The 26,774-nt window shown below is 66.8% G+C and carries 23 protein-coding genes and 3 pseudogenes; 17 read left to right on the top strand and 9 right to left on the bottom strand.

What is annotated here, in order from left to right; genetic code table 11:
- Positions 1-348 precede the first annotated feature (348 nt).
- A complete protein-coding gene (locus IPK66_17350) occupies positions 349-723 on the top strand; it encodes a hypothetical protein (protein MBK8176957.1) in 375 nt (124 codons plus the stop codon).
- Positions 724-926: 203 nt separating this feature from the next.
- Here IPK66_17350 and IPK66_17345 read toward each other — a convergent pair whose 3' ends face one another.
- The gene (locus IPK66_17345; protein MBK8176956.1) at positions 927-1,136 is read right to left on the bottom strand and encodes a hypothetical protein; all 210 of its coding nucleotides are present in this window, start codon (positions 1,134-1,136) and stop codon (positions 927-929) included.
- Between the two features lie 163 nt (positions 1,137-1,299).
- Here IPK66_17345 and IPK66_17340 point away from each other — a divergent pair, with 163 nt between their 5' ends.
- From IPK66_17340 to IPK66_17315, 6 genes are all read left to right on the top strand, one after another.
- Positions 1,300-1,578, top strand: a complete 279-nt coding sequence (locus tag IPK66_17340) for a hypothetical protein (protein MBK8176955.1) — start codon at positions 1,300-1,302, stop codon at positions 1,576-1,578.
- A 17-nt stretch (positions 1,579-1,595) separates the two neighbouring features.
- Positions 1,596-1,802, top strand: coding sequence for a hypothetical protein (locus tag IPK66_17335; protein MBK8176954.1), 207 nt, complete (start codon positions 1,596-1,598; stop codon positions 1,800-1,802).
- 113 nt (positions 1,803-1,915) lie between these two features.
- Positions 1,916-2,854 (top strand): hypothetical protein, encoded by a 939-nt coding sequence (locus tag IPK66_17330; protein ID MBK8176953.1) that lies wholly within the window; start codon positions 1,916-1,918, stop codon positions 2,852-2,854.
- Between the two features lie 32 nt (positions 2,855-2,886).
- Positions 2,887-3,309, top strand: a complete 423-nt coding sequence (locus IPK66_17325; protein MBK8176952.1) for a hypothetical protein — start codon at positions 2,887-2,889, stop codon at positions 3,307-3,309.
- 346 nt (positions 3,310-3,655) lie between these two features.
- A complete protein-coding gene (locus tag IPK66_17320; GenBank protein ID MBK8176951.1) occupies positions 3,656-4,540 on the top strand; it encodes a hypothetical protein in 885 nt (294 codons plus the stop codon).
- Positions 4,516-5,862, top strand: a complete 1,347-nt coding sequence (locus IPK66_17315) for a hypothetical protein (protein ID MBK8176950.1) — start codon at positions 4,516-4,518, stop codon at positions 5,860-5,862. Before IPK66_17320 ends, IPK66_17315 begins: the two co-directional genes overlap by 25 nt.
- Positions 5,863-5,984: 122 nt before the next feature.
- On the opposite strand, the gene IPK66_17310 is transcribed toward IPK66_17315, so the two are convergent.
- Together IPK66_17310 and IPK66_17305 are read right to left on the bottom strand one after the other, a co-directional pair.
- Entirely contained in the window at positions 5,985-6,380 is a 396-nt protein-coding gene (locus tag IPK66_17310) for a type II toxin-antitoxin system HicB family antitoxin (GenBank protein ID MBK8176949.1), read from the bottom strand.
- Positions 6,381-6,396: 16 nt separating this feature from the next.
- The gene (locus tag IPK66_17305; protein MBK8176948.1) at positions 6,397-6,579 is read right to left on the bottom strand and encodes a type II toxin-antitoxin system HicA family toxin; all 183 of its coding nucleotides are present in this window, start codon (positions 6,577-6,579) and stop codon (positions 6,397-6,399) included.
- A gap of 474 nt (positions 6,580-7,053) precedes the next feature.
- Here IPK66_17305 and IPK66_17300 point away from each other — a divergent pair, with 474 nt between their 5' ends.
- The 3 genes and pseudogenes from IPK66_17300 (at position 7,054) to IPK66_17290 (ending at position 8,245) form a co-directional block, all read left to right on the top strand.
- On the top strand, positions 7,054-7,293 hold the full coding sequence (locus IPK66_17300) for a hypothetical protein (protein ID MBK8176947.1): 240 nt from the start codon (positions 7,054-7,056) through the stop codon (positions 7,291-7,293).
- Between the two features lie 2 nt (positions 7,294-7,295).
- Positions 7,296-7,634, top strand: a pseudogene (locus tag IPK66_17295) (type II toxin-antitoxin system PemK/MazF family toxin).
- 365 nt (positions 7,635-7,999) lie between these two features.
- Positions 8,000-8,245, top strand: coding sequence for a UPF0175 family protein (locus tag IPK66_17290; protein ID MBK8176946.1), 246 nt, complete (start codon positions 8,000-8,002; stop codon positions 8,243-8,245).
- Between the two features lie 112 nt (positions 8,246-8,357).
- On the opposite strand, the gene IPK66_17285 is transcribed toward IPK66_17290, so the two are convergent.
- The 4 genes from IPK66_17285 to IPK66_17270 form a co-directional block, all read right to left on the bottom strand.
- Positions 8,358-8,510, bottom strand: a complete 153-nt coding sequence (locus IPK66_17285) for a hypothetical protein (protein ID MBK8176945.1) — start codon at positions 8,508-8,510, stop codon at positions 8,358-8,360.
- Positions 8,511-8,690: 180 nt separating this feature from the next.
- Complete coding sequence (locus IPK66_17280; GenBank protein ID MBK8176944.1) at positions 8,691-14,057, bottom strand: strawberry notch C-terminal domain-containing protein; 5,367 nt, start codon at positions 14,055-14,057, stop codon at positions 8,691-8,693.
- A gap of 70 nt (positions 14,058-14,127) precedes the next feature.
- Positions 14,128-15,693 (bottom strand): hypothetical protein, encoded by a 1,566-nt coding sequence (locus IPK66_17275; GenBank protein MBK8176943.1) that lies wholly within the window; start codon positions 15,691-15,693, stop codon positions 14,128-14,130.
- 21 nt (positions 15,694-15,714) lie between these two features.
- Positions 15,715-17,019: a hypothetical protein gene (locus IPK66_17270; GenBank protein MBK8176942.1), complete on the bottom strand. Its 1,305-nt coding sequence runs from the start codon at positions 17,017-17,019 to the stop codon at positions 15,715-15,717.
- A gap of 143 nt (positions 17,020-17,162) precedes the next feature.
- On the opposite strand from IPK66_17270, the gene IPK66_17265 reads away from it, so the two are divergent.
- Positions 17,163-17,885 (top strand): DotI/IcmL/TraM family protein, encoded by a 723-nt coding sequence (locus tag IPK66_17265; GenBank protein ID MBK8176941.1) that lies wholly within the window; start codon positions 17,163-17,165, stop codon positions 17,883-17,885.
- Positions 17,885-18,928, top strand: coding sequence for a hypothetical protein (locus IPK66_17260; protein ID MBK8176940.1), 1,044 nt, complete (start codon positions 17,885-17,887; stop codon positions 18,926-18,928). The genes IPK66_17265 and IPK66_17260 overlap by 1 nt, the downstream gene beginning before the upstream one ends.
- A 187-nt stretch (positions 18,929-19,115) precedes the next feature.
- On the opposite strand, the gene IPK66_17255 is transcribed toward IPK66_17260, so the two are convergent.
- A complete protein-coding gene (locus tag IPK66_17255) occupies positions 19,116-19,790 on the bottom strand; it encodes a hypothetical protein (GenBank protein MBK8176939.1) in 675 nt (224 codons plus the stop codon).
- A 98-nt stretch (positions 19,791-19,888) separates the two neighbouring features.
- Between IPK66_17255 and IPK66_17250 the strand changes: the two genes are divergently transcribed.
- From IPK66_17250 to IPK66_17240, 3 genes are all read left to right on the top strand, one after another.
- Positions 19,889-20,200 (top strand): hypothetical protein, encoded by a 312-nt coding sequence (locus tag IPK66_17250; protein MBK8176938.1) that lies wholly within the window; start codon positions 19,889-19,891, stop codon positions 20,198-20,200.
- Between the two features lie 485 nt (positions 20,201-20,685).
- Entirely contained in the window at positions 20,686-21,114 is a 429-nt protein-coding gene (locus IPK66_17245) for a hypothetical protein (GenBank protein ID MBK8176937.1), read from the top strand.
- A gap of 747 nt (positions 21,115-21,861) precedes the next feature.
- Positions 21,862-22,074, top strand: coding sequence for a hypothetical protein (locus IPK66_17240; protein MBK8176936.1), 213 nt, complete (start codon positions 21,862-21,864; stop codon positions 22,072-22,074).
- Positions 22,075-22,965: 891 nt separating this feature from the next.
- On the opposite strand, the pseudogene IPK66_17235 reads toward IPK66_17240, so the two are convergent.
- Positions 22,966-23,832 (bottom strand): annotated as a pseudogene (locus IPK66_17235) (IS1595 family transposase).
- A gap of 287 nt (positions 23,833-24,119) precedes the next feature.
- Here IPK66_17235 and IPK66_17230 point away from each other — a divergent pair.
- Both IPK66_17230 and IPK66_17225 read left to right on the top strand, forming a co-directional pair.
- Positions 24,120-25,580: pseudogene (locus IPK66_17230) on the top strand (type I restriction-modification system subunit M).
- A gap of 282 nt (positions 25,581-25,862) precedes the next feature.
- Positions 25,863-26,291, top strand: a complete 429-nt coding sequence (locus IPK66_17225; GenBank protein MBK8176935.1) for a restriction endonuclease subunit S — start codon at positions 25,863-25,865, stop codon at positions 26,289-26,291.
- The last annotated feature ends 483 nt before the right edge of the window (positions 26,292-26,774 follow it).

Raw genomic sequence — 26,774 nt, 5'->3', positions numbered from 1 at the left:
GTAGCGTGGGTCTCGACGCGGCGGCCGGGGCGCGGCGCGTGGGTCGGGGTATAATAATTATGTTATCAGTTATAAATAAATTAATATCTTATCACGACCGCCGTGCCAATCCTGAACTGGAGCATCGCCCTCATGGCTTTCGGTCATTTGAAAGCGCGGTCGCGACACGCGCGTGCCGGGGCGGTCCCAGCCGAGCGACCGACGTCGAGGCGGTATCCACCGCCCCAGGCGAGGCGAACACACCGACCGAAGCTGGCTCGCCCGCCGCGTCCACCGCCGCGAGTGAAGCGTCCCCAGACGAGCCCACCGCCCCGGAGGCCGCTTTTTTTCGACGACTGGATCGCGCAATTGAACGCCTTGAACGAGCTGTCGCCGGCGGCGGCGCAAACTGCCTTGCGTCAGGCGCTTCAACAAGCGCCAAGCCACCGGCGTCCATCCGACGAGGATGCCCGGTTGTTCGTGACGGCGGGCACGTCCACCGTGCCCTACACGGCGGTCATCGACTGGCTCAAGATCCGCAAGACGGTGGATATGCACGCTGGCTGCCTGCCTCACGACACGGTCCGCCATTGGTTGCGGGGATGGCCGCCGGTTCGGAGCCCACCGCCGCTGGGGACTGGGCCACGCGCTGTCGGACGCTCGCTCACGCCGCCGCGCGGGCCGGTCATGGCCTGCCACCGGCGCTGGTCGAGGCCCTGGCCGCGCAACCGCCGGACGCCGTGACGGGGTATCTGCGCTGCGCGGCGCTGAAAACGCGCCCGGCGAAGCGGCGATGCGAAGCCACCGCCGCCGCCGTCCACCACCGCCGAGGCGGTCTCATCGCCATCCGCCACCGCGCCAGAGGCGGGCGAGGGGCCGGCCTGGGGTGGGCGAGGGCCGGCGCATCCACCGCCCGCCCCACCGTGGGCGTCGAACCCGCCGTCGAGTCACCCCACCGTGGGCGGCGGCGTCAGCACGACCTTGGGCCACTCGCCGGCGGATTGTTCGGTGGCGCCGTCGCTGGTTTCAGTTCCGGATTCAACCGCGGGGGAACACGCCGCCGGCGCGCGCGCGCCACGGGCGGAACAGCCGCCGCCGCCACCGCGCCGGCGCGCGCCGAACAGGCGCTGGCCGACTTCGAGGCGGCCAGCCGGCACTTGGAAGAGCATCCCCGTTTGACGGCTTTCTGGCGGGAGGTCGAGCGACTGGCGCAACGGAGCGCCGACGGTCAACGGTCGACGGTCTTCCGGGGACCTGCACGCCCAGCCCCGCCATCCGCTGCACGCGCTGTTCGAGCGCCAGCGGTCGGCCGATCCCGACGTGGCGCTGTGGCACGAGCGCGCGCACGCGGCCTTCGAGCGGCTCCAGACGGTGTGGACGCAAACCACGCACGCATCGATGGCCGACGGCATGGAGTGGTCGCCCACCCCCGCGCAACAAAGCCGGTTGCGGGTGGCCTGTCTCGGCGTGCCGCCGACGATGGATCGCCCGGTGTTGGTGGCGTGCGCCGAACGGTTGTTGCGCGATCTGGTGTGTGTCCTCCGCCAGGCGTTTCAACGCCCGCGCGCGCGGACCGCCGGTCCCGCGCCCTCGACCTGATCCGCGAGGCGCTCGCGATGGAGCACGGCCCGCGCGATCCGCTGGACGGCCTCTGGATCGGGGTCTTGGCGATCCTGGCGCCGGTGGTGGCCTGGTGGCTGTGGAGCGAGGCCTTCGTCGTCGGGGCGTTCCGGCTCAAACTGGCCGAACTGGCGCTGCTGCAACGGCTGGGCGTTCACGACGCCGCCACCGTCGAACTGGCCGCCGCGTTGCGGGCGCCTTGACGGCGCCGGATCGCATCGGCTTCGACGCCTTGGTCTTCGGTTTGGAAACGCGTGGGTCTGATCCTGCGCGGGCCGCTCGCGGTGGGGTTGACCGGGCTGGGGGCGTGGCTCCTGTGGGGCATCCGGCCGGCCGCTTCCGCCGCCGCTTCGATTTGCGGCGCTTGGCCGAGTCCATGAAAGACCCCTGGCCCTTCGCCCTGCACGCCTTGCGGCGCGGCCACCTCGATGTGCCACTCGATCATCCGACCTGGGGGATGGCCCTGTCGAGCGAGGCGTTCCTGCGCCGCCACGATCTTCTCGACGCGACCGACACCGGCTGGCGCGTGCGCGAGGCGCGCGCCGAGGCGGTGTTGGCCGCGCAACTGGGAGCGCCTTGGCGTGAGGCGCCCCTCCACGCCCGCGCCCTGGCGGGTCTCCTGGCGTTGCGGGTCCTGGCCCTGACCGCGCCCACGGCCGAGGCCGAGCGGCTCAAACGCCGCGCCCTGGCGCTGTTGGGGACACTCGCGCGGGCCGCCGCCGATCACAAGGCCGGGGATTACCTGCCCCCGGCGGTGGTCTTCATCCAGATCCAGCGCGAGACTGAACCGGCGCTCCGGGCCGAGGCGCTGGCGCCGTTGCTGGCCGGCCACGCCTATACGGCCACCGTGTTGCTGCGCTTACTGGCCGAGGCCCGCGAGGGCGGGGTGCTGCCGCCGGCCCTGTTCACCTGGTTGAAAGGCGTGGATCGGCCGCTGTGGTACGCCTTGAATTCGCTCGGACGGCGGATGCCGTTCGTCGAGGCGGCGGGCGCCATCGCCCATTACCGCGCCGAGCGCGCCGCCGGGTTCGCGCGGCCCGCCCCCGCATCGACGCCGCGATGGACGGGTTGTGGCGGGAGGTCCTCACGCTCGCGCCCCCCGATCCGAAATCCGACACCGCGCCCACACCCGACACCGAGCCGGCCACCGGCTTCCAGGAGACCTGAGCCATGTTCGTTTTCACCCGTCGTTCCGCGCTCCCCGCCCTGTCTCTCGTGCCCGGCGCCGTGGCCTGTTTCCAGGCGGAGCGGGTGACCTTGTGGCCCGTTTCGACCACGCAAGCAACCGTGCTGACCGTCGAGTCGCTACCGGCGGGCGGTTACGGGGTCCTCGCGAACGCGGCCGGCCACACCACGCTCCTCGCGCACTATCCGGGCCGGCGACAGGCCCGCCAGCAGTTGCGCCGCCTCGCCGGCCTGAGCCCTGGGCGCTGGCGCCGTCCGCTGGGGGGCGCCGCGCTCGTCGCGTTCGCCGCGTTGCTGCTGTTTCTGGTGTGGTTCTTGTTCTTCGTGCCGTCCGACCCCTGGCCGGATCGCGCGCCACCGGTCGATCCCACCGGGAGGCCGCCCGTCGGCGCGGTGGACCCGGCGCCCATCTCGGTCCCGCCTACCCCGGTCCCGCCCGCCGCGCCACCCGACGACGCGCCCGCTTTCGTGGACGATCCGGTGGTGCGTTGGCGGGAGGCGCCCGCCGCGCCGGCGCCGGAGTAGATGCCGAGACAGCCGTCCGCATGAACAAAGACCCGTTGTACGGCATCGATCTCGGCCGGGCCGTCAGCGCGCGCGACGCGCAGCGGGATTCCCGGACGTTGGGGCAGCGGTTGGCCGCCGCCGGCCGCGATCCGGAAGGTCCTGGGCGGCGCCTGTTTCCTGTTGGCGGGCGTCGTGTGGTGCGTTCCCGCGCTGGTGGACCTGGGCGCCCTCGGTGGCCTCGCCATCGGCCTCTGGGCCTGGCGCGTGCGGCCCGTGCTGCCCCTTCAAACTGCCCGCGACTTATCGGGGTCTCGATCCGCACGAATGGGAACCGGGCACGCGAACGCCACGGGCGGCGCGCGGCTTGGCGTTCCTCGGCAACGACCGGGTCACGAACGAGGAACTGTATCTCACGGACGACGACCTGCGGACCCATCTGCTGGTCTTGGGCGGGACCGGCGCCGGCAAGACGGAAGCCATGACCAGCCTGGCGGCCAACACCCTGCTGTGGGGATCGGGCTTTACCTATGTCGATGGCAAGGGCGATGCAAGTCTCTGGACCCAGATCCAGGCGATGGCGCGGGCCTGCGGGCGGGAGGACGACGTCCAGGTCCTGAACTTTCTCACCGGTTCCACCGACGTCGATCCTGGCGCGCCGGGCGCGGCGCGGCTGTCCAACACCTTCAACCCGTTCTTGCACGGCTCGGCGGACGCCATCACCCAACTGCTGATCGCGCAAATGGCGGAGGCGGGCGGCGACTCGGCCACCTGGAAGGACAAGGCCATCGGGCTGCTGACCGCCTACGTGCGGACGCTGGTGGCGATGCGGGATCGCGGGCGCGACGAACGGAATCGCCCGTTTACCCTCGATGTCGGCGCGTTGCGGGGCTATCTCCCGCTCGATCATTTGATCGATCTCTACCTGCGCGCCCGCGACCGGGTCGAGGGGTTCGCCTTGCCAGGGCCGGCGCTGGAGTCGTTGCAAACCTATCTCGAAGCGGTGCCCGGTTTCCAGGACCCGGCGCGCCTGCTGGCGCAACAAGGTCAGCGGCTCTCCGCCGAGTTGATCCGCGCCCGCGCGTATCCGTTGCAACCCGATCCGCAAACCTACCTGCAACACGGCTACCTGCAAAACCAGTTCAGCCGGATGTTCGGGCAACTGGCCGACGTCTACGGCCACATTTTCCGGGTGGGGAGGGCGAAATCGATCTGGCCGATATCGTGTTGCAGCGCCGCATTCTGGTGGTGATGTTGCCCGCCTTGGAAAAAAGCCCTGACGAACTGGCCAGTCTCGGCAAGCTGCTCATCGGCGCGCTGAAAACCATGCTCGCCATGGGCCTCGGCGCCCGGCTGGAAGGCAGCCATCGCGAGGTGATCGACCGTCGGCCGGTCGCCGCGCCCGCGCCGTACCTGGGCGTGTTCGACGAATATGGGTATTACGCGGTCCGAGGGTTCGCGGTGGTGCCCGCCCAGGCCCGTAGCCTCGGCTTTTCGATGTGTTTCGGCGGGCAGGATCTGCAAAGTTTCGGCAAGGAATCCCGGGAAGAAGCCGCCGCCATTGTCGCCAATACCCTCACCAAGGTCGGGATGTTCGTCGAGGACCCCCAGGAGACGATGGAGCTGTTCGAGAAGCTGGGCGGCCAGGCGCTCGCTGTCCAGAGCGGCGGGTTGACCCAAAGCGACCACGCCCTGCTGGCCGGGTTCTACCGTGGCGCGCCGAATGCCGTCTACGAGCGCCGCGCCCGCATCGATCCCCTCGATCTGCGCGCCCAACACACCGGCGAGGCCCACGTCCTGCGCGGGACCACCATCGTCCGCGCGAATCTGTTTTTCGCGGGGGTGTTCCGGGTCGCCGCGTATCGCCTCAATCGCTTTGTCGCCCTGGGCGCCACCGATCCCGCAACCCCGCCGGCGGCGCGGACGCCAGCGGTCGCCGACGGCGTGGCCACGCCCTTGGACAGGGTGCCAGGACCGGCCGCGCCAGCCTTGTTGGCCGAGCGGGATCGGATCGCCACGACGCCATCGGAAGGCGCCGCCGTGGCGGCGTCCTTCGCCCACCGCCTGATCGACGGCTATTTGCGGGGGCCAGCGGCGTTGGATGCCGCGTTGGCCGCCGCCGGGGCGGAGGAATCGGTCGAGCGGGAGGCGGTGAAGGGGAAAGCGGTGAAGGAGGAACCGGCCAGCCAGGAGACGGCATCCACCGCCGCATCGTCCGAAGCGATCCGGGCGGCCGTGGAGGCGGTCATCGCCGACCCGACGCGACAGGATGCGCCAGTCGGCGTGGAGACCCCGCCACTCGAAGCGGAGGAGAGCGATTTCAGCGAGGGGGGCTTTCTCGCGCCGCCGGGCGAACCCCCGGCGACTACCGCGCCACCCATACTCAGGAAATCCTCGATTGCGCCCGCGACAACGGCGCCGCCCGATCCGCTACCCGTCGCGCGTCCTCGTCCACGCGCCGCGTTACCCCGCGTGGCGGTGGACCGATTGGAGGAGCTGGCCGCGCCGGACTTCTCGATTTTTTGCCTGGATGTGCGTGAGATTCATCCCGTTGTGGAGCGGGATAAGACCTAAGCGTTTGGTACGAGGTATATACCCCAACGTGACAGGCGGCCTGTCATGCTTGCCATGCAAAGATGGGCCGCGCGGGAATAAAAAGCCTATTTCCATGACGGAAGCGGCTGAATGGCCCAACCCTAGCGCATCGCCGCTCGCGCCGCCTCCGCCAGAAAGCCGGAGCGGGTTTCACCCCGCGCGCGGACGTAGTCATCGATTTTCGCCAGCAGCAGGCGGGGCAAGGTGATGTTGATCTTCTCCGCCGGACCGAAATACCGCTCCACCGGCACTTCGACCACCGCCCAAATCCAGCCGGCGAAGTCGGGATCGGCCTGATGCTCGGCAAGCGGGCGCGCCAGCGGAATTGCCCCGCCATCCTCGATCACGATCCGGCAGTGGAAATCGATGGCGTCCTTGGCGGAATCGATGGCCTCGTCCAGGGTGTCGCCCGCCGAGAAACAACCCGGCAGGTCGGGCACCACGACCCCGAAAGCGTGGGTGGCGTCACCCGGTTCAATGGCGATGACAAATTTCATGGTCGTGGTCCTCGTTTCAAATCAAACCGGCTTGCTTACGTAGCTTGCGCACGAGTCCGGTGCCCAAGTCTTTTTTCGGGTGCGGCACGCTGAGGTGCCCGCCGCGCGTCGGATGGGTGTAGATATGGTGCGAACCCTTGACACCTCGCAGCGTCCAGCCCGCTTTTTCCAGTTCCTTGATGAGGTCCGCACTGTTCATGGTGGTTATTATAACCACCGCTGAAATTGGAATATACACAACACCGTCAACGCCGAGCCGTCTGACCGAAATGGGTTCGGGCGGATTGGGCACCTCGCAACAGGCCGTACAAAAGGGTATCGCGGCGCCGCGGCCCGGCGCGGTGCTTCTTGGGGGCATCGCCTTCGGCGCGGACGAGAATCAGCAGTGCATCGGCGATGTCCTGGTCTCACAACAACTTCAACTCTACAACGTGCAACGGGTCGGCGCGGATCGCATCGTCTTATGCGGCGACCCACCCCATGGGTCCGCGCGGCTGATCGACGGCGCGCCACGTTGCCCCACGTGGCGGTGGACCGATTGGAGGAGCTGGCCGCCCGCTCGACGGTTTTTCCGAGCAGATCAGGTGGCGGCAGCGTTAGTGTGTGGGGAACGCTCGCAACCTGGCTGTTACGGATTCTTGTGAAACGGCGTCATCGTGGTCATACTTTTGGTATGAAAATGGCGATCTCCCTACCCGACGACCTCTTTCTCGCCGCGGAGCGACAGGCGAAGCAGACGCGGAAGTCCCGCAGCCAGCTCTATGCCGAAGCCCTGGCCGAATACCTGGCGCGACATGCCCCGGACGAGGTGACCGAGGCCATGAACCGGGTCGTCGAACGGCTCGACGAGCCTCGGCCCGATCCGTTGCTGGCGGCGGCGGCACGCCGGACGTTCGAGCGCGCCGAGTGGTAGAGATTCGGCAGGGGGAAGTCTGGTGGGCGGAGTGATCGGAGCCCGCCGGGTCTGGCCCCGGATTGCGTCGACCGGTGGTCGTCGTTCAGGGCAATCCACTGAACCGGAGCCGTATCGCCACGGTCGTCTGCGTGCCGTTGACCGGCAATCGGGTCTGGGCCGACGCGCCGGGGAACACGTTGATCCCCGCCAAGACCGCCGGTCTGCCCAAAGACTCGGTGGCCAACGCCTCGCAGATCATTGCCCTCGATCGGACCTTTCTGACCGACCGGGCCGGGCGGCTCCCGCCAAAACTGTTCGCGCGGATTCTCCAAGGCATCGATATCGTGCTGGGTCGATGATCCGGTACGGATGGCGAGTCGGGTACGGTTTCGCCAAGCGGTGTGCGCCGCGTCGAGATGAGACCCAAAGCGACATGGCAACACCGTGGGGTTGCGTAAAGCCGTGTTGGGCCGTGTTCCCGATAGGCTAGCTCCATACTGATGGCGTTGTCGTCGTTCCGTGGCGGAAGCCAGTGGCGGGAACCGAAACAGGTGATGCGCGCGCGTAAACGCCAGGGGCGGGCAAGCCCGAAGTCATGCCTGGGAGATCGCGATAAGCCGCCGCGTGGCAACACGGCGACGCACGGGTCGATGAACCAGGAGACCTCCGCTACAACCCCGTGGGTTGAGCGGCGAAAAATGTCATCAACTCCGAGACCGCCATCATGGCCGTGGTGATACCCGACGAAACCCTCTACGCCGCACGCCTGACGGCGGCGGAACTCAAACAGGAATTGGCGGTGCTGCTGTTCGAGCGAGACCGTCTGACCTCGATGCAGGCCGCCAAACTCGCCGAAATGCCGCCCATCCCGTTCCAGCACCTATTGGCCAGCCGGGGTATTGCCCCGCATTACGACGTGCCGGAATTCGAACAGGACATGGCCACCCTGAAGCCATTGGGAATGCTCTAAGTGATCGTCAGCAACACCTCGCCGATCATCAATTGAGCCTGCATTGGCCGACTCGACCTATGGCCCGCCCTGTTCGGCGAGATCACGATTCCTAATGAATCGATCCGAGGGCCTAACCAACCGCCGACAAATCCGCCTCGTCCCGCGCCATCCGCTTGAACGGCCACCCCGCCAGTATCCGGCCGACCTCGGCCAGCACCGCCCACAGCGAGCGGTCATCCTCGCCGGACCACCCCGCACCCAGTTCGGCGGTGGCCAGCCTCAATGTCGTCCCGAACCGGATCGTGGCAGTACAGACCGGCGTTGATGCCGGCGCCCATCGGGGGATCGAGGTGCAGCCAGGTCACGGATTCACCCGGCCGCAAGCAGGGATCGATCCCCAGGGCGTGGCACGCCTGGGCCAAGCTCAGGCGGCTGTTCAGCAGATCGTCGGCGTGGGGCATGGTCAAGCTCCCGGCGTCAGGGCCGCGACCCGGCGCGGCGGTTCGTGGGCCGCCACGGTCGCCACCGTGGGGGTCGCCGCCGTCGGTACGGCGGGCGGTTCGGCATCCGGGCGATCCCCGTCAGCCGCCGAATCGACGGCGGTGTCGGCCAGCCGGTTATACCAGTCCCGGTAGTCGCTGGCCACGGACCAGGCTTTGAGCTGACCGAGCACCGCCAGCGCGCCGGGCAGGGCGCTCTCGGGAATCGTGCCTTCCAAGGCGGTCCGGTTGCCTTCCAAGGGAATGTCGAGCGCTTGCCAGCGCGCGTCGTGGAGCAGCGGCCCGTTGCGGCCGTGCGCGCCCGGCACGATCAAGTTCACCGCGCCGTCCCTCAGCAGCAGAACAAAATCGATGCCGCGCTTGAAGCGTTCCGGCCGGCCACCGGTGTCGCTGGAGACCAGCACCACGCGGGGATTGTCGCGATGCGCCTCGACGAAGCGTTGCAGGTGGTCGACCGTGCGCAGCAGGACCGGTTTCGAAGTGAGTTGTTGCCACGTCACGTCGGCGTGCAAGAGGATACCGCGCTCGCGGGCGCCGTCCGCCGTGGTATAGATCGCCGGCCGGCCCAGATCGTCGCGGGCGGCCATCTGGAGCGCGGCGTAGAGATTGCCGACCAGCAAGTGGCGCCGATGGGTCCGGGTCCCGGCCTCGGCGGCCTCGATCTTGGCCAGCAGGTGGTTGCGGTTATCCAGATCGTGAAAAAGGGCATACTCCCCCTTCAACAAGGTATGCAGGGTGAGGGGCTTCACGCGTTCCTCGCCCGGACAGGCGACGGCGACCTCGTAGTGACCGGCCAGATGCAGGGCATCGCGGCCCGGCGCATGGATGCGGACCACCAGCCCCTCGCGGTATGCCCATTCGTCGTCGTCCGCGTCGTCGGACCCGGCCGTCCGTGGCACCGCCGCCCGCCAGGTCACGACCGCGCCCGGCGCGACCGTCGAGACGAAGGCGCGCAGCCGCTCGAACTGATCGGCGGTCCGTTTGACCGGGTTGTCGTCGGGTGCGGCCAAGGCGTCCTCGACGGTCGGAAACCCCGCGTAGCGGCCGGCGGGCTGGAGGGCCTGCGCCAGTCGCGCCTGGCGGATCGTGGCGAGCGCGTCCAGCAGCGGCGCCGGTTGCCAGTGGGCCGCGTTTTTGGCGCAGGCGTCCCGCACGGCGGCGGCCCGCAGCGGCCGGCGGGCCTCCTCGTAGTCCACGGTGATGAAATCGATGGGTGCGTGGAACGGACTGTCGGTTTCACCGGCGCCGGCGGGGGTTTGCTCAAAGCGATCGCGTGCCACTTCGCGGGCCCGCCAGTCGAACTCGGCGGTGCGCAGCGGGTGGATGCCCTGGTTTTTCAGTTCATCGAACCGCGCGCGGTACAAGCCGCTCAGTTCTTCCAGCACGGTTTCCTGCTCGGCCACCGGCAGCAGCATGATCCGCGAGGTGATCCGGTTGATGTACCACTCCGGCGTCCCGTCGCGATCCTCGCCGATTTCGGCGGACAACCGGGCCGCCTGAAACGGATTTTGCGTGACCCAGCGTCGGGCGATCTGGTTGCCCAGGGGATTCAGCACATCCGGCACCTGCTTGGCCAACGCCGCGTTGTCCTGGTTGCTGGTGGTGTTGGCCGAGAGCTGGCGCAGCTTGGCGTTTTGCATGGCGATCAACCGCATCTCGCCGGGCAGTTCGGTGGAGGAGGTGACCACGGTCGGGGCGGCGCACTGACCCCGGCGGTTGATCCGGCCCCAGAATTGGATGCGTTCGGCCACGTTTTGCGGAATTTGCAATTCGAACATCGAACGGGGGGCCGGGCTCCAGCCGGGGACATCGTCACGGGCATGCGCGCTCAAGCCGGTCGAGCCGGAGCGGGTGACGATCAAGCCTTGATAGACGTCGGTATTGAAACGATAAACGGTATCGACCCGGTTTTCCGCCGGCCGGGGCCGGACCCGCAAGGCGCGCGTGTCGTCCTGCTCCACCCACTCGACTTGGAAGGACCGGCCGGACAGCTCGCCGATGCGATAGCCGCGCGCCTGCAAGGCGAGGCGCACCTCGTCCAGCGGCGACAACGACAGGTCGGGGAACGCCGCGATGTCCTGCTCGATCCCCTTGACCAGATCGAGCAACGCGGGATCGTCGATGCGCCGCCGGGTGCGGTTGCCGTAGCCGTCGCGTTCGGTGTACGCCATCATCCGGTCCAGCACTCGCCCCAGGGCATCGCGAAAGGTCATGGCCGGCATCGTCAAGCCGGCAAAGGGATGACCGGTGGCGCGCGCCGCCGCTGGGCGGGCGTCCACGACCCTCTCATCCGTGGCGTCTTCGTCCGTGGCGTCCTCGTCCGTGGCGTCCTCGCTCGCCGCGAGCGTCTCGTCGAATGATTGGGTCACGATCTCCTTCAACAGCGTTTCCAGGGTGTTTTCCACCACGAACACCGGTTTGCGGCCCGCCTCGATCTCACGCGCCCCGAACTCGATGGCGTGATCGACCTTGAGCGCCAGCATGAACAGTCGATTGAGCTGGTAGAGCCGGGAGCCGAAGTTCATCGTTTGCAAGCCGGCCCGGTGGCCCTGGCGTTGGCCGTTCGCGTCGTCGCCGTCGAAGCGGTCGTTCAACCGCTGATTTTCCTGGGAAATGAACGCCTCGATGTCCCCGCCCAACCAGGCCATTTTTTCCAGAATCGACGCCAGCCGGTTGGCCCGTTCCCGATGGTGGTCGACGCGCGCAATGTCCGGTTCGGTGCGGAACGTGATGTGGGACAAATCATGCTCGCGCCGGATCAGCACGCCGTCCTCGGCCAGCATCTGCGAGAAGGCCTCCTGCAACGGCGCGCCGCCCTGGCGCAGCAGGAGGCCGATGTCGTCATGGCGGAACAGTTCGGGCAACACCGAGGCGTAAATGGACAGGTTGTCCGGGCGTTTGGCGTAGGTGGCGCTGGAAAAGATCGGCGGCTGTCCACTCGCTTCCAGCAGGCGTTTGACGTTCGCGGCGGTGTTCGATTCGCCGCTGGCGTTGTGCGATTCGTCCACGATGAGTTGCGCGCCGCTGGCCTCGGCGATCCGGCACAGCCAATCGGTCTTGAGCGATCCACGTTGACAGAGCTGCGAGTAGGTCGCCAGCACCAGGTTGACGCCGGGCGGCCAGGTCTCCGCCGCCATCGCCCGCCGGAGGTCCATCGCGCGGCTCGCCGGTCGCAACACGGTCCCTCGCTCGGTATCCTTGATCGGGATGTCGGCATTGACGATCAGCGGCACGATGTCGCGCTGGACGCCGATCTGGGACAGATCGCGGTAAAAATCCGAAAACAGATTGGGCTTTTCGGTGAGAAAGATCACCGGGCGGCCTTGTCGCCAGGCCCGCAGGCAGACGCCCGCCAGCACCCGGCCCTTGCCGATGCCGGTCTCGTCGGCCTCGATGAAGCCGCGACCCCGGTTGTGGGCGTCGAAGGCCAGTGCCAAGGCATCGATTTGTTCGGGCGCGAAATGGGTCGTCCGATCCGCCGCGCTCATTCCCAGCTCGCGGCCGACGAAGGTATCGACGTCGCACCCTTGGCGCGCCTCCACGCGATCCAGGGCGCGGTTCACGGCGGAAGCCATGTTCGCCGGAATCATGGTCGAGGCCTCACCCACCCCGCTGCGGGCGGTATAGCGTTCCTGATACACCACCGTCGCTTCCAGCTCCTCCTCGATGGACGGCATCGCATCGGGGGGCACGGGCGTCGCTGGCGCCTCGCCCGTCGCCACGGTCGCCGCCACCGTCGCCGCGTCGGTCGTCCACGTCACCGGCGCCGCGCGCTCCAGCACGCTCGGTCCGATCCGGGGCGCCAGGGTGTCCACCAGCGTCCAGAGTTCGTCCCAGTCGCGGGCCACCGGCGTGGTTGCGGGCACCGCCGGAAAGCCGGCGCCCCGCTCGCCGATGACGATCAGCCGCAGGGGATAGTGCGCGCCTTGGGTCCCGTAGAGGCCGCCGTGGAGACCGATGACCGCCTCGACGTGATAGTGATCGGCCAAAAAGTTCAAGAGATAACGGCTGCCGCCCGCCGGCGTCTCCAGATCATGCTTGCGGGGGTGATCCGCGCCGATCAAATACACCGCCCGTCCTTGCGGGTGGCGCTGTTTCAGGGTTTCCAGCAGGATCAGATGATCCCAGCGCCGGGTGGGAAACGACCCGTTCTCGAACGCGACCCGCCGTTGCGGGCGGTCGCCGGTCCCGAACCGGCCCAGGCCGCCGAACGGCGGGTTGGCCAGCACGTAATCGTAGGGTGACGCCGGCGCGGCTTGACGCAAGATATCGCCGGTCACCACCGAACCGGTCTCGCCGAGCAGGCGTTCCAAGCGCCGCGCCCGGTCGGGATCGATCTCCACGGCGGTGAGCCGTGCATCCGCCGGCAACCCGAGCAGCAGCGCGCCGTGACCGGCGGTCGGTTCGAGGACGGACCGGCCCGCGCCGACCGGACCCAGGAGGGTGCGGGCAGCCACCGCCAGCGGCAGCGGGGTGGAAAACTGGGCGAACGCGAGGGTGTCGCCGCTCCGGGTGGCGACGGGCGGCAGGTGGCCCGCCAGCCGCCGCGCCGCGTGGAAGGCGGCGGTGGGGACCGATTCACCGTCTCGGGCGTCGAGCCGGGGGTGATGCGTCCGAAAGTAGGCGACGCTGGCCGCCTCCAGCGCTTCTTGCAGCGCGTGGGGCGTCGGCGCGTCCTGGCCGGCCGGTACCGCGAGGACCCGACCGAGCCGCGCGAGGTCTTCCGCGCCGAGCCGTTCGTCCCGCGCGGCGCGATACAACAGGCCCGCCACCACCTCGGGCAACCGGTCGGGTTCGGTGAGGCGCAGATAGTCGCTGTCGAGGAGCGGCCCGAAATCACCCTCGGGATCGCCGACCAGATACCGATTCTCCGCGCCGTCTTCGTAGACGGACTGGCCGCGCCGATTGAGGCCGAGCAACGTGGCGTTATGCACCCGATGGTCCGCCGTGGAGCGGTCGGCCTCCGCAACCGGTATCGCCTCGGTGGTCGGGGTCGGGGCGATGGTGGTCGGGGCGATGGTCGGAGCGAGTGAGGGCACGGGCGGCGCGACCGTCGGCACGACGCGCACGACGACCGCGCGCGGCATCTCGCGCACGGCCGCCTGGGGAAAGTGACGCCGCACGTCCACGAATTTCAGGGTGGGTTCGGGATGAACGACGTGACCTTGGCGGGTACGGCGAAAACCCAGGGCCGCGAGCGCGGCCCCGTGGTCGGTCGTGTGACCGGTCGCGACCAGGACCGCCCGGCCCGAGGGCAAGCGCACGGCGTGTAGCGTGAGGCCGTGGGGCGACAGGTCGATCCAGCGGACGGTGGCGGTGGGTTCGGGCATGCGGATTCCCCGTGGTGGTGGCCCCGCCCCGGCATCAGGCGGGCCTTCGATCAGGACGGCGGTGGCGAACTCACATCGTTGGCGCGGGCACGGCGGGCGGGCGCGGCGCGGCGTTGACGGACGTGGGGTTGACGGACGTGGGGTTGACCGGTGCCGGCGCCGGTGCCGTGGCGGTGGGCACATCCAAGGTCTGGGGGGGCGGTTCCGCGGGCGCCGGCGTGGGGGCGGCGGCCGAGTCGCTCTGGAACGTGGCATCGAGGGCGGCTTGACTCAGCTCGAAATCCTCGTCGGCCAGTTCTGGAAGGTCCTGAACCGTGGCGGATTCCCACGACGGTTCGTCCTCGGCGGCGGGATCGCGGTCGGCGGCGGGCGCGGCGGGCGCCGGCCCATAGGGGCTGGGCACGGTCGCCGGGGTATAAGCGGGTCCCACGTCCAGCCGAAACGGCCCGGCCACCACGTAGGTCCGATCCGCCTGCCGCTGCAACACCAGGGCGACGCGCGAGACCGCTTCCGTTTCGTGGCCGAAGGTAAAGGCCACCGTGCGCAAATCGGCGGCGGTTTCGGATTGCAGAATCGTCTTGATGTCGTTCGCCAGACTGACGGCCTGCTTGCTGGCGACCCACAGCGCGTCGCGCGGGATGAATTCGAGGCGTACCTCGCCCCGCGCGGCGGCGTCGAACAACACCGGGTTGTCGATTCCCTCGATCAAGGCGAATCGATCGACCTGGACCTGTTCGCCGGTGTCGGGATCGGCCACCGGCTGGCCCCGATCATCGAAACCGGGCACGCGCGCCAGCAATTGGGCGACCCATTCGCCGGGGTGCTCGCCGCGCATCAGCGGTTGCCAACGGGTTTCCGTCTCGTCGCCATTGGAAATCCGGGTCAGGATCGAGCGGTAGCGGTCGGCGGACAAGAGTGTGTCAAGGGCTTGCGCGGCTTCGGCGGCGTCGCGCGCCGGCCGCGCCTGTTCGGGCCGCAGCACCGGCAAGCGCAAATTGATCGAGACGTGGTCCTGGGCGCGAGCCTCCCACGCTTGCGCCAGTTTCTCCTGGAGCCAGTGCCGGTCGAAGACGACCGATGTCCACCGCGAGCCGTGGGCCACCCGCATCGTCATCGCGTCCTTTCCCAAGGCCCATCGAATCCGCGCCGGTTCCCCGACGCCCCGATGGACGTTGGTGAAATCCAGCACCGGCATTTGCGCGTAGACCTGCACCACGTCCCGGTGCTGATGGTGGTTCAGTGCGCCCTGGACCTTCTGGGCGGAGACGCAGGTGTTGATCCAGCCGACACTGATCACGCCGCGGTCGGCGTCGCGCCAGGCATTGCCCAACGCCAGGATCGAACCGACCCCGCCACCGGCCCCCTTGTTGAGATTGTCCTTGCACTCCTTGATCCGGTCGGCGCGCACGACGAAGGTTTCGGCGCGGCCCGTGGCCGTGTGGGGGCCGTCGAACAACGGCGTGGCGCGCAAGATCAGGGCGTCGCCTGGGGTCTCCGGCGGCGCCTCCAATCGGGCGATGACGTTGCAGGATTGATGGGTCGCCGGGGCTTTGGCGGTCGCGCCGTGCGTGGTGGCCTCGGAGGCGGTCCGCAGTGCGTCGAATGAGGGGGATTTTATCAATGTATCAGTAGACATAGCAAAACTCCCGAGGGGGGCTTACCGGGGCGAGGGCGGACGACCCGTCGTGGGGAGCGGCGGCGCGCCGAAGGTGTGGGAGGCCGCGCGCGCGGCCTCCCGGATCGGCTCCACGAACGGCTGGTCGGTCTTGCGACGTGAGAGGCGGGTTTGATAGTCGATGCGCTGGAGCGCCGTTTCAGGAATCCCGCGCTCGGCGATCAACCAACGGGCGGCCACGTCGAGGTCGAGGGTGGCCGCGTCATCCGTCCGGGCCACGTCGGGGTCGCCGCCCCATTCGCGCACCAGCGCCACCAGCCGGGCGATATCCCAGCGGGGACGCGCAAACCGCATCCGATCCGCGTCGGTCAGCCGGGCGTCCACCGCGTCCCCGTTCCATTTGAGGCGCGACTTGATCTGGACCGGACCGCTGTGCACGTCGTCGGCGAGGTGGTGGGCGCGGCAGCGCGCCATCAGTTGCGCATGGACGTCTTCATGAAGGCGCTGGCTTTCCTTCGCCAGCACCTCCAACCGCAGCCAACGTTCGGCCAGCGCTTCGATGTCGGCTTTGGCTTCCAGGGAAAGGTCGGCCAGGTTCAACGCCAGCGCGGTGCGCGTCGGCCAGGGCGGCAACTCGCCGGTCAGGACGTGGTCGTTCCAATACCGCGTGCCCGCCGCCACGATCTCGGCGTCCAAGGCCGGGTCATGCGCGCACACCAGGACCTCCGGGGCGCCACGCGGATGATTCCAGGCCACGAGGACGCGCGCGTCGAAGGCATACCCCAAATCCGCCGCGATCAAGCCGGTCTGGTGAAGCTGGCAGGCATACGGCAACGACACCTCGCTCAGCGGTTCGGCGGGCGCCTTGTAATCCACCAGCACCCGGCGACCCGCCAACTCCACGACATCGTCCGGCGTCGCTTGCATCCACGGCCAGCGGGCGGGACGGTGGGTCGCGATGCGTTGCGTCCACGCCGGTTGCCGAACCGCGCCGCTTTGGCGCAAGAACGTCTCGCGAATCAGCGGCTCCAGCAGAATCCCCCGCCGTTGATGGCCGTCGGGGGGCGAGGGGGGGTCCAGCAGCAGCTTGCGGGCCACCACCTCGCGGGCGGTGGCGAAAGGGGAATACAAGCCCCGTTGCTCGCCGACCAACACCCCAATCTCGCTGGCGCCGAAGCCACCCAGCCGCCGGAGCTGTTGGGCGGGCGTGAGACTGCTTCCGAAAGCGTCCGTGGTGGCGAGTGCCCGCACCGCTCGCCACCAGGTGGCCATTCGCTCCGCATCGAGGTGGCGCGCCTGAGGTAAGGCCCGCAGCGCGCTGGGAACCGCGTCCACTTCGTCGTTCATTCGTCGTTCATATTTTTGATATGTTTATTTATAAAAAATACGCCGCTATAATCATAGCAGGTGGCCGAAAACCCTGCCGAGTTTTTCGGTGTTGCGAGTTTTTCGATTTTGTTGGCGACCCGCCATCGGAACCCGGGGGAGTGATGACCGAGACGACCGAGACGACCGAGACGACCGAGACGACGTTGGAACAAGGCCGCGACCCGGCGACCGAACCGGGCCTGCAAGGCACCGCCCCGGTTCACGACCTGTTGGGGTCGCTCGATCTGAAATTGCGTTGGTCCTTGCTGGGGAATGCGCTGCTGGCCACCGTGCTGACGATCAGCGCGGTGGGTCATCTGTGGACGCTGACCCATCCCCCCGCGCCCGAGTATTTCGCCACCACCGCCGACGGGCGACTCATCCCGTTGATTCCAATCAGCGAGCCGTATGTCCCGCAAGAGGTGTTGCTGACCTGGGCGGCGCAAGCCGTGACGACGGCGTACACCCTCGATTACGTGCACCAGAAGGAACAGCTCTCGCGGATGCGGGATTTGTTCACCGCCCAAGGCTTCAATAGCCATCGGAACGCGTTGGAGACCTCGGGATTGTGGACCGCCGTGGCCGAGCGGCGGCTGGTGACCCAAGTCGTGCCGACCGCGCCACCGCTGGTCACCAATCAGGGGGTGATCGGGGGGCGCTATGCCTGGAAATTGGAAGTGCCCATCAAGATCACCTACCAGGGGGCCTCCAGCGTGAGCTTGCCCCAAGACAACATCGCGGAAGTCCTGATCGTCCGCCTGCCAACCCACGAACGGCCTCGGGGATACGCGATTCACCAATTGGTGACGCGACCGGGGAAGACCCCATCAGGAGGTAGGTCGTGATGGGTCGATCTTTGCGCCTTGACGGTGTTCTGACCGCGATAGGGCTCGTCGGTCTCTCCACCACGGCGTGGGCGATGGGGGGACCGAACCCGCGCCCGCCCGCCGTGCCGGACGCCGCGCCGCCCGGCGTCGAGTCGCCCTCCACCGTGCCCGAGCCCGAAACCGCGCGCGGGTCGGAGGCCGCGCCGCCCGGCGTCGAGTCGCCACCGCCACCGCCGAATCCACCGGTTGAACGCGGCCATCAGGCCCGCCGCGAGCGGGCACGGGACCGGGCGTTCGAGCAGACCGAGGACACGATCACGCCGATGACGCCGGACCAGTTGCACAGCCTGATTCAGTCCCTGGAGATCACCGAGGCGGTGGCGTCAGACTCGCGACCGCCCGACGCCGTGATGACCGCCGAGGCGCTGAATTTGAGCGCGACGCGGCCGCCCGTGGTCCGGGTGGCCCAAGGTTTTGGCACGAGCATCGTCTTTACCGACCGCACCGGCGCTATTTGGCCGATTACGGCCTATCAGGGGTTCAATGATCGGCTGTTCGCCGTGTCCGCCAGCACCACCAGCGGCAATAAGGACGATCTCCCCACCATTTTGGTGGTGCAACCGGTGGCCAGCGCGGGGGCGGGCAACCTGGTCGTGACGCTCAAGGCCCTGCACACGCCGGTGGTGTTGAACCTGGCGCTGGGCCAAAAAACCATCGACGCCCGCAAGGAGTTCAAGCTGCCCCTGGCCGGACCCAACGCCGCGACGGAGTACCACGCGGCCAGTCCCACCGGCATCGACGCGGCGCTGCTCAATGTCTTGAACGGATTGCCGCCCTCGGCGGCGGCGATCCGTGTCCAGATCGACGGCGTGGAACCGGACGCGATGGCGTGGCGGGACGGGGACGCGCTGTATCTGCGGACGGTCGCCGAACTGTACAGCCCCGAATACCGTCAGCGCGCCAGTCAGCCCAGTGGCCTCCACGCCTACCAGTTGCCGGATGTCCCAGTGTTGCTGATGAGCTTCAACGGCCAGATGACCGAAGCCCTGGTCAAGGAGTGAGAACGATGGCGATTTCCCTGAAGAACCCACAGGCGCTCGGGTTGTTTTTTAGGCATCGCGGCCGTCGGGGTGGCCACCGTGTGGGTTACCTGGGAACCCTCGATGCCCGTCCCGTCCGCCGCGCGCGCCCGGCGTGAACGGGGTCCAATCCGTGCCGGGTGGACCGCAGACGCCGGAATACGCGCGGTTACAGCACATGGCTGACGAACACCGCGCCCACCGCGCCCGCGAACGGGGCGGTAGCGCGGTGCCGTCGCCACCCGAACTGCACACCCGCGCGGGCGATCCCCCCGCCGCCGCGCCGCCGCCGCCGCGAACCGCCGCGCCACCCGTCCCCACCGCGTCCTCGACGCCGCGCGCCGCGCCACCGGACGAAACCGACCGGCTGACGGCGGCGTTCGCCCGCGCCATGCACAACCAGGCCCAGGATCTGATGGCGTATCGGGAACGGTTCGAGCCGCCGCCGACGCGGCTGGTGGCCTTCGAGGATGTCCAGGGCCAACGGGCGCGCGCCGCCGCGGAAAAGCGCGCCGAGAGGCTTCGGGCCGAATCGCGCGCGACACATCCACGGGATGGGCGGGGTCTCCTTCAGCCGGGCGATCTCCTCTTTGCCGTCCTGCAAACGGCCATCGACAGCGACGAGCCGGGTCCGGTGCGCGCCCAGGTGGTGGGCGAACGCTTCAAGGACGCGATTTTGTTGGGGACGCTCACCGCATTTCCGCCCGTCGCGGGCAGTCGCCCGGAGCGCGTCCAGGTCGCGTTCAACACGTTGACCACCCCCGACCGCCACACCTATGCCATCCGCGCGTATGCCATCGACCCCGAGAGCGCCCGCACGGCGCTGGCCACCGGCGTCGATCATCACACTCTGGAACGTGGGGGGCGCTGCTGGCGTCGAGTTTCCTGGAAGGCTATGGCCAGGCCGTCCGTAACAGCAACAGCATCTCGACGGTGTCCGCCTTGGGCAGTGTCGTCACCGTGCCGAAGGACGGGATCGATCACGGCGACATCGCGCGCGAGGCGCTGGGCACCGTGGGGCAACGGATGGGGTCGGCGGTGGCCGAGAACTTCCAGCGACCCAATACCATCACCGTCGCCGCTGGTACGGGCATCGGCGTGTTGATGGTCGCGCCGACGGAATCCCGCCAGGACACCGGAGAACCGTCGACCGCCACCGCCGCGTCCCCGACTCCGCGAACCGCGTGGCCGGACCGCTGGCCGCCGGCGCCCGGCCCCGTCAGGTCGTCCGCGCTGTTGACCGCTCCCCCCTAATTCACGGCCGAAGGAGCCCCACCATGCCCGGAGTTACCACCGCTGGACGAGGAGGCCCGCCAGGACGCGCCACCCGCCGCCGATTTCCCATCGGTCGTCAAACCGCCGCGTCGGTGGCCCGGCTTCGGGATGAGCGTCGTCCTGGTCGCGGTGGGCGCGGCCATTTGTACGGCGCGACGGGTGTCCTGCGCGAAACCGGCCTGTACGATGTGTCGCGGTGGGGGTCTCCATCGAACGATACGCCTAACCTGGCGGCCCTGGCGGCTCGGTCGCCCGCCGCCACCGCTCCCGGTGCCGCGATGCCCGTTCGGAAGGCGCCCGCTTCCACCGCGCTGTCCGTGACCCAGGGTGTGCCGCTCCGGGATCAGCCGCCGCGCGCCGCCCGCCGAGCTGCCGCGATTCACCGTGCGTGACGGCGAGCAGTACGATTTTCTGACCGATCTGGACGCCGAAACCCTGAAGCGCTTGGCGGAGGTCCAGGGCAGTTGGACGGTTTGGGCCAACATGTCATCGCGCTTCGCCAGATGATGCAAGGGCTGGTGGGCGAGGCCGGTCAACAACGTCTCCGGGACCACGCCCGCCAGACCCGGCTCCAGGCGGATCTGACCGCCGCCCGGCGGGCCATCGCCACTTTGCAAACCACCGTCGAGGATGTGGAGGCCCGGCTCAAGCGGGCCGGTGGCGGCGGCTGCGGGCCGGGCCGTTCGGCCACCGGTCCCGCCTCGGCCAACGGCCGCGCGGTCCCCGGCTGGTCGGTGAAGGCCGTCAGCGGCCACCGCGCCTGGTTGCGCACGCCGAAAGGCGGGGAGGTGACCGTGGTCGCCGGCGAGCGGCTGAAAGCGCTGGGCGCGGTGCGAGGGGTCGATGCCCGACAGGGTATCGTGGTGATGAGCGACGGGCGGGTGGTGCGGTAGGTGGCGCGCGGCGGCCGGTCTCTCGCCGAGCGGCGGTGGGCAGGTTGCCGAGCAGGGCCTCGGCGGTGGGATATTCCTTGGCCCTCGCGATGGCTGCGAACCAGCGCGATCAACCGGATCGGTGGTCGCGTCCTCGGGGGAGGTCGTCCAGGGTCGGGCGGTGGAGGGCGGGGTAGCGGTGATCGGTCATGGCAAAAACCTGGTTCGGTCGGTTGGCGAGTGAGGATCCGCGGGGCCGAGCGCACGGCGTCGCCCCCCCTCCGGGTCGTTGTTCGCGATGACAACCGTATCGACGTTTTTTCTATACTTGAAAAGTACGAGGCGTGTCAGGGGGCGGATAGGGGAGGGCAATATGTCGCGGATTCAGCAAGCCCGTCTTGAAGCGATCGTCAACCGGGCCCGGCAACGGGTTCCGGAATTTGAGCGGCGACTGGACCGATTGGCGGCGTTATCCTGGACGGCCAAAGAAAGTTTATCAATAAGACAGGCTCGCATAGCCGGGCCACGCCGTCGCGGGATCTGGAGCATCGCCTGATGCTGTACGGCCAGCGACGCTTAGGCACCGTTGCCCGCGAAATGGTGCTGCTGCATGAAATGAAACGGGCGCGACGCACTCACCGCGCGGACCCGTATTGAGTGCAAGGGGTGCTTTCTGGCAAGCGTTTCAGGGGACGGTCGCGCAACCGGCCTGTCACACCAGCCCGGTTTGTTACTGTTCGCTGGGCTGCCCACGGTCCGGTCCCGGACGTGGCCATCAAACGTCATCTGGTCGTGGTGTTCGGCGATTGCATGCCTGTGCCGGTGGCGGTCAACTTAATGGATAGCTGGCTGGACGAGACCATGGGATGGGCGGCGCTTACCGAGGCCGCCGAAGGCGTAGCGCAGGGGGCGGAGCCGGCCGAAGCGGTAGCGGTCTATATCGACGCGATGCGGGAAGCCTACGCCTCGGTGCTGGATTGACCCCGCGCGAGCTGGCGCTGGCCAGCGCCGGTCCGTCGCTGGGTCCCGCCCGGACCGAGCTGATCGTCGAGGACGAGTACCAAACCGCTTACGATGCTCCTCACCGCCCACGATGAGATCCTCATGCAGGTCCACCCATGCACGAGATTCAGAGCTATCAGGCGAGATCCGGCAGGAAGCGGGTACCGCCAGCGACGAGACTTAGCCCGGCTTTGCCGGATGACACTAGGACCGGGCTTCGCCAGGGCGAGCGCGTGGGCTTCGATCCGATCCTCGGGGACACCTTGGCCGGCCAGATGGAGCATCCCCAACTGGTTTGGACGGGGCGAAGCCTGGAGGGCGGATTGCCGGCAGACGGCGGCCCGGCCATAGTCCGATGAGGTTCCAGGTGTAATAGCTGCCCAGCTCGAATTGCGCCAGCGCGTGGCCTTGTTGCCGCTGCCGATCCAGTCCAGGCGGCCCGTTCGTCGGGCGAGACGCCTTGGCCGGTGACGGGCGCAGCCCGAGTTCCAGTTGGGCGCTGGCGTCGCCGGCGCTGGGCCCGCTGATGGAGTTCGGCGGGGCGGGGGGATGTCATCCCCCGGATCGGCCAGCCGGGGACGGTGCGGGAGAGTTGCTTCGAGACGGAGGCGCGGCATGTAAGGCGGGGAGCAGTGGCGCCAGCGGAAGGAGAGACGCGGCTACCATGTCGTTGGCGGAGCAGGGCAGAGGGCTACGCGATGACCGGTATTGCAAAAAGGGGGTGTCCATCTGAGTGCGGTAATCCCTACCTGTTGTGGTCTCGCCACGGGCGAACTGACGAGGTGACGGCAAGCGACGCCGGGCTCAGATGATGCGCTGACAGCGGGCACGGGGATGAGCTTCGGCGATGGGTTTGCCACCAGCGAGCGTGTAGGTCATGGGACCTGTTTGCAACGGCTTGTTCGAGGAGCCGCCGGAACAACAGTCCACGAAATGCAGAATGACGCCGATTGAATCGAAACGCAACTCGTCAAGGTAGCCTTGCAGATGATCGGACTCGACGGCGCCTTGGTGGGTGCCGAGAAGCCATCGTTTGAGCAAGGCAGCCACCCTGTGGACACCGGGCATGGAGACGTGAGCAGGATCACCGCTATCGGAGACGATAGTCCGTCGATGAATCAATCCGTGAGTGGCGAGATCGTGGTAGCCACTCCAGCCATCGGTCAACACGGTGGCCCCCGCGCCACGGCATCGCAGACGAATGGCACCAAACTTGCGCCCGACGCATCAGGAACACAAAGCATCCGTACCCGTCCGAAGCCCTTGGGAGATCGCAGCTCGATGGCGACCGCAACCAGCGACTTGCGTCCCGCACCACGGCCACGCTTGCCGCCATGTTCTTCACCGCCAACCAGGAGTTTCATCAACTTCCACCTCACCGCTCAGGCGATCGCGATCTGGACGAACCATCGCCGTGCGAAAGCGGTGCAGCATCGTCCGCCGTCTGGTAGGAGCCGAAGCTCAACAGGCGCTGAAGCGTCTTGGCCGAAACCCCATTCTTCGCCGAGGTCGCGTACCAGGCAACAGCGAACCAAACCGTCAGCGGTGTACGAGTGCGGTGGAAGATCGTCCCCGTGGTCACCGACACACGACGCCTGCAGCGTTCACTGCAAAACCGCCCGTCACTCATCCGCCAACTCTTGGTGGTTCCGCAGCGCGGGCAAACGAAACCGTCTGGCCAGCGCAGCCGGTCAAGATAGTCGAGACAGGCGTCATCATCGGAAACCACGCGCACAACTCGGCATAGTCACGCGGGTAATCGTGACCGCCGCGAGAGCAGAGGCGCGAAGCTGCTTCGTCATCCCTACATTTTGTGCTTACCGTATCAGATGGACACCCCTTTGCAAAAATGTTCGATGTTCCCGCTTGTGACATAAGCTGTAACACTGTTTATTGTTTCTTATAATCACGATTTCCAAGGAGCAGCATGGCGAGAGCCAAGATGGAACCGAAAGAATAACAACGGCGCAAATCTCGGGTTCGAGGCCAAGCTGTTTCTGACCGCCGACAAATTGCGCGGCAACATGGACGCTTCGGAATACAAACACGTTGCTCTGGGCTTGATCTTCCTGAAATACATCTCCGATTCGTTCGAGGCCCAGCATCGCGCGCGTTGCAGGACGATCTGGCCGACGCGGAGGACCTGAGGAATACTGGCCAAAAACGTCTTCTGGGTTCCCGGGGAGGCCCGTTGGTCCCACCTTCAAGACAATGCCCGGCAAGCGACCATCGGCAAGAGCATCGACGACGCCATGCTGGCCTTGGAAGCCAGCAACGCCTCGCTCAAGGGTGTGCTGCCCAAGGAATATACCCGTCCAGCCCTGAACAAAATCATGCTGGGCGAGTTCATCGACCTGATTAGCGGTATTGCCGTGGGGAGGATGCCGACCGCTCCAGGACATTCTGGACCGGGTCTACGAGTATTTTCTCGGGGGCTTTGCCGGAGCGGAAGGCAAGCGCGGCGGGGAGTTCTATGCGCCCCGTTCGGTGGTGGGAATCCTGGTGGAGATGCTGGAGCCCTACAAGGGCCGGGTCTACGACCCCTGCTGCGGCTCCGGCGGCATGTTCGTGCAGGCCGAGCGCTTCCTGGAGGCGCACGGCGGCAGGATTGGCCAGCTCGCCATTTACGGGCAGGAGAGCAACTACACGACCTGGCGGCTGGCCAAGATGAACCTCGCCGTGCGCGGCATCGACGCGAGCGGCATCGCCTGGAACAACGAGGGCACGTTCCACAAGAACGAGCTGACGGGACCTCAAGTTCGACTACATTCTCGCCAATCCGCCCTTCAACGTCTCCGACTGGGGCGGGGAGCGCCTGCGCGAGGACGTGCGGTGGAAATACGGCGCGCCGCCGGTTGGCAACGCCAACTATGCCTGGCTCCAGCACATCCTCTGGCATCTCGCCCCGCACGGCACGGCGGGCGTGGTGCTGGCCAACGGCTCCATGTCATCCGCCCAGTCAGCGGAAGGTGACATTCGCCGGGCGATGGTCGAGGCCGACGTCTTGGACTGCATGATCGCCCTGCCGGGGCAGCTCTTCTACTCCACCCAGATTCCGGCCTGCCTGTGGTTCCTCGCGCCGCGACAAAGGGCAAAGGCTCGCGCGACCAGCGCGCTGAGGTTCTGTTTTATCGACGCCCGCAAGCTCGGCTATATGGTGGACCGCACCCCGCCGGGCCTTCGCGGACGAGGACATCGCGAAGATCGCCGGGACCTACCACGCCTGGCGCGGCGAGCCGGAGGCCGGGGCTTACGAGGACGTGCCCGGCTTCTGCAAGGCGGCGAAGCTGGAGGAGATGCGGACGCGCGGCCATGTGCTGACGCCGGGACGGTATGTCGGCGCGGCGGCGGCGGAAGAAGATGACGTGCCTTTTGTCGAGCGGTTTACGGCGCTCAAGGAGAAGCTGGACGAGCAGCTTGCGCGGGGTGGAGAGCTCGGGGCACTGATCCAGGCGAAGCTTGAGGAGTTGGTCGTCGATGGGTGAGGAATGGAGGATCGTCCACTGCTTGAAGCACGAGTGTTTGATCAAGTACAGATGGTGACATCAAAGCCCAAAGTCAGTTGCTCTGTGATACCCGATGCTTCTGTGAAGGACCTGACCTTCTCAAGTTTGAACCTATCTACAGCACGTCATATTTCTAAAAGACTATGAGATTTTGAAGGCTCAGGGTGTCATCCGAAGACTGACGATATTTTGGTTGCCAAAGATGGCAACGAGCGCTTTGGATACTGTTTGTGTTATACGTAAGATTTGGAAGTCGTTCTTTTGTCGTCTGTTGCCATTCTTCGGCCAAACAAAAGACTTATCGATCCCACCTTTCTTTATCTGTGTTTTCGCAATCCAAGTTTTATTGATTACCTAAAGTCTAACTTTATTTCCGGTGCCGCGATCCCGAGAGTAGTATTACGTGACTTTAAGAAAGCTAAAATACTTCTTCCGCCGCTCGATGAACAACTAATTATCTCATCTCTTCTCGGCGCTCTTGACGACAAGATCGAACTAAACCGCCAGACCAACGAAATCCTCGAAGCCCTCGCGCGGGCGTTTTTCAGGGACTGGTTCGTGGATTTCGGCCCCGTGCGGGCCAAAGCCGAAGGCCGCCCGCCCTATCTCGCCCCCGATCTCTGGGCACTGTTCCCCGATGCGCTCGATGATGACGATAAGCCGGTGGGGTGGGACCGTTGGCCGATGTAGCTATCTGAAAGCGATGAAATCACAACTAATGAAGAGCTATTGCTCATCTGAATAGAAGGAAATATTGTTTACAAGAAAAATTTCTTTATTCATTTATGTCAGCACTTTAACTATGAAACTCTTTTTCAAAAACTAGCTTTCTTCAATTGCAACAGCAGTGAATTCAAAATCTCTTCGAGATATCCCAGTTCTTTTTACCGAAGCAATTTTTGATTCAATCTTTCGAACAGAAAGTAACACCATTTTTGATCGCATTTTTTCGAACATACAAGAAAATGAAACGTTGATTCAACTTCGCAGCCTTCTCCTCCCAAAGCTCATGTCCGGCGAAATCCGCCATTCGTGACGCCGAGAAGCCGTACAGGCCGTGGCATGAGTGCGAAATTCACCGAAAGCTACGTTGAAGAGGCCGCTCTTGGTGGTTCGAGGGCTAATTTATGAAGTGCGCCACGATTCGACCTCGCCCCGATGGCTCCCACCTGA

Source organism: Rhodospirillales bacterium (assembly GCA_016712595.1).
Taxonomy (GTDB): Bacteria; Pseudomonadota; Alphaproteobacteria; order Rhodospirillales; family Defluviicoccaceae; genus Defluviicoccus.
This window is presented reverse-complemented; position numbering and strand designations above follow the sequence as displayed.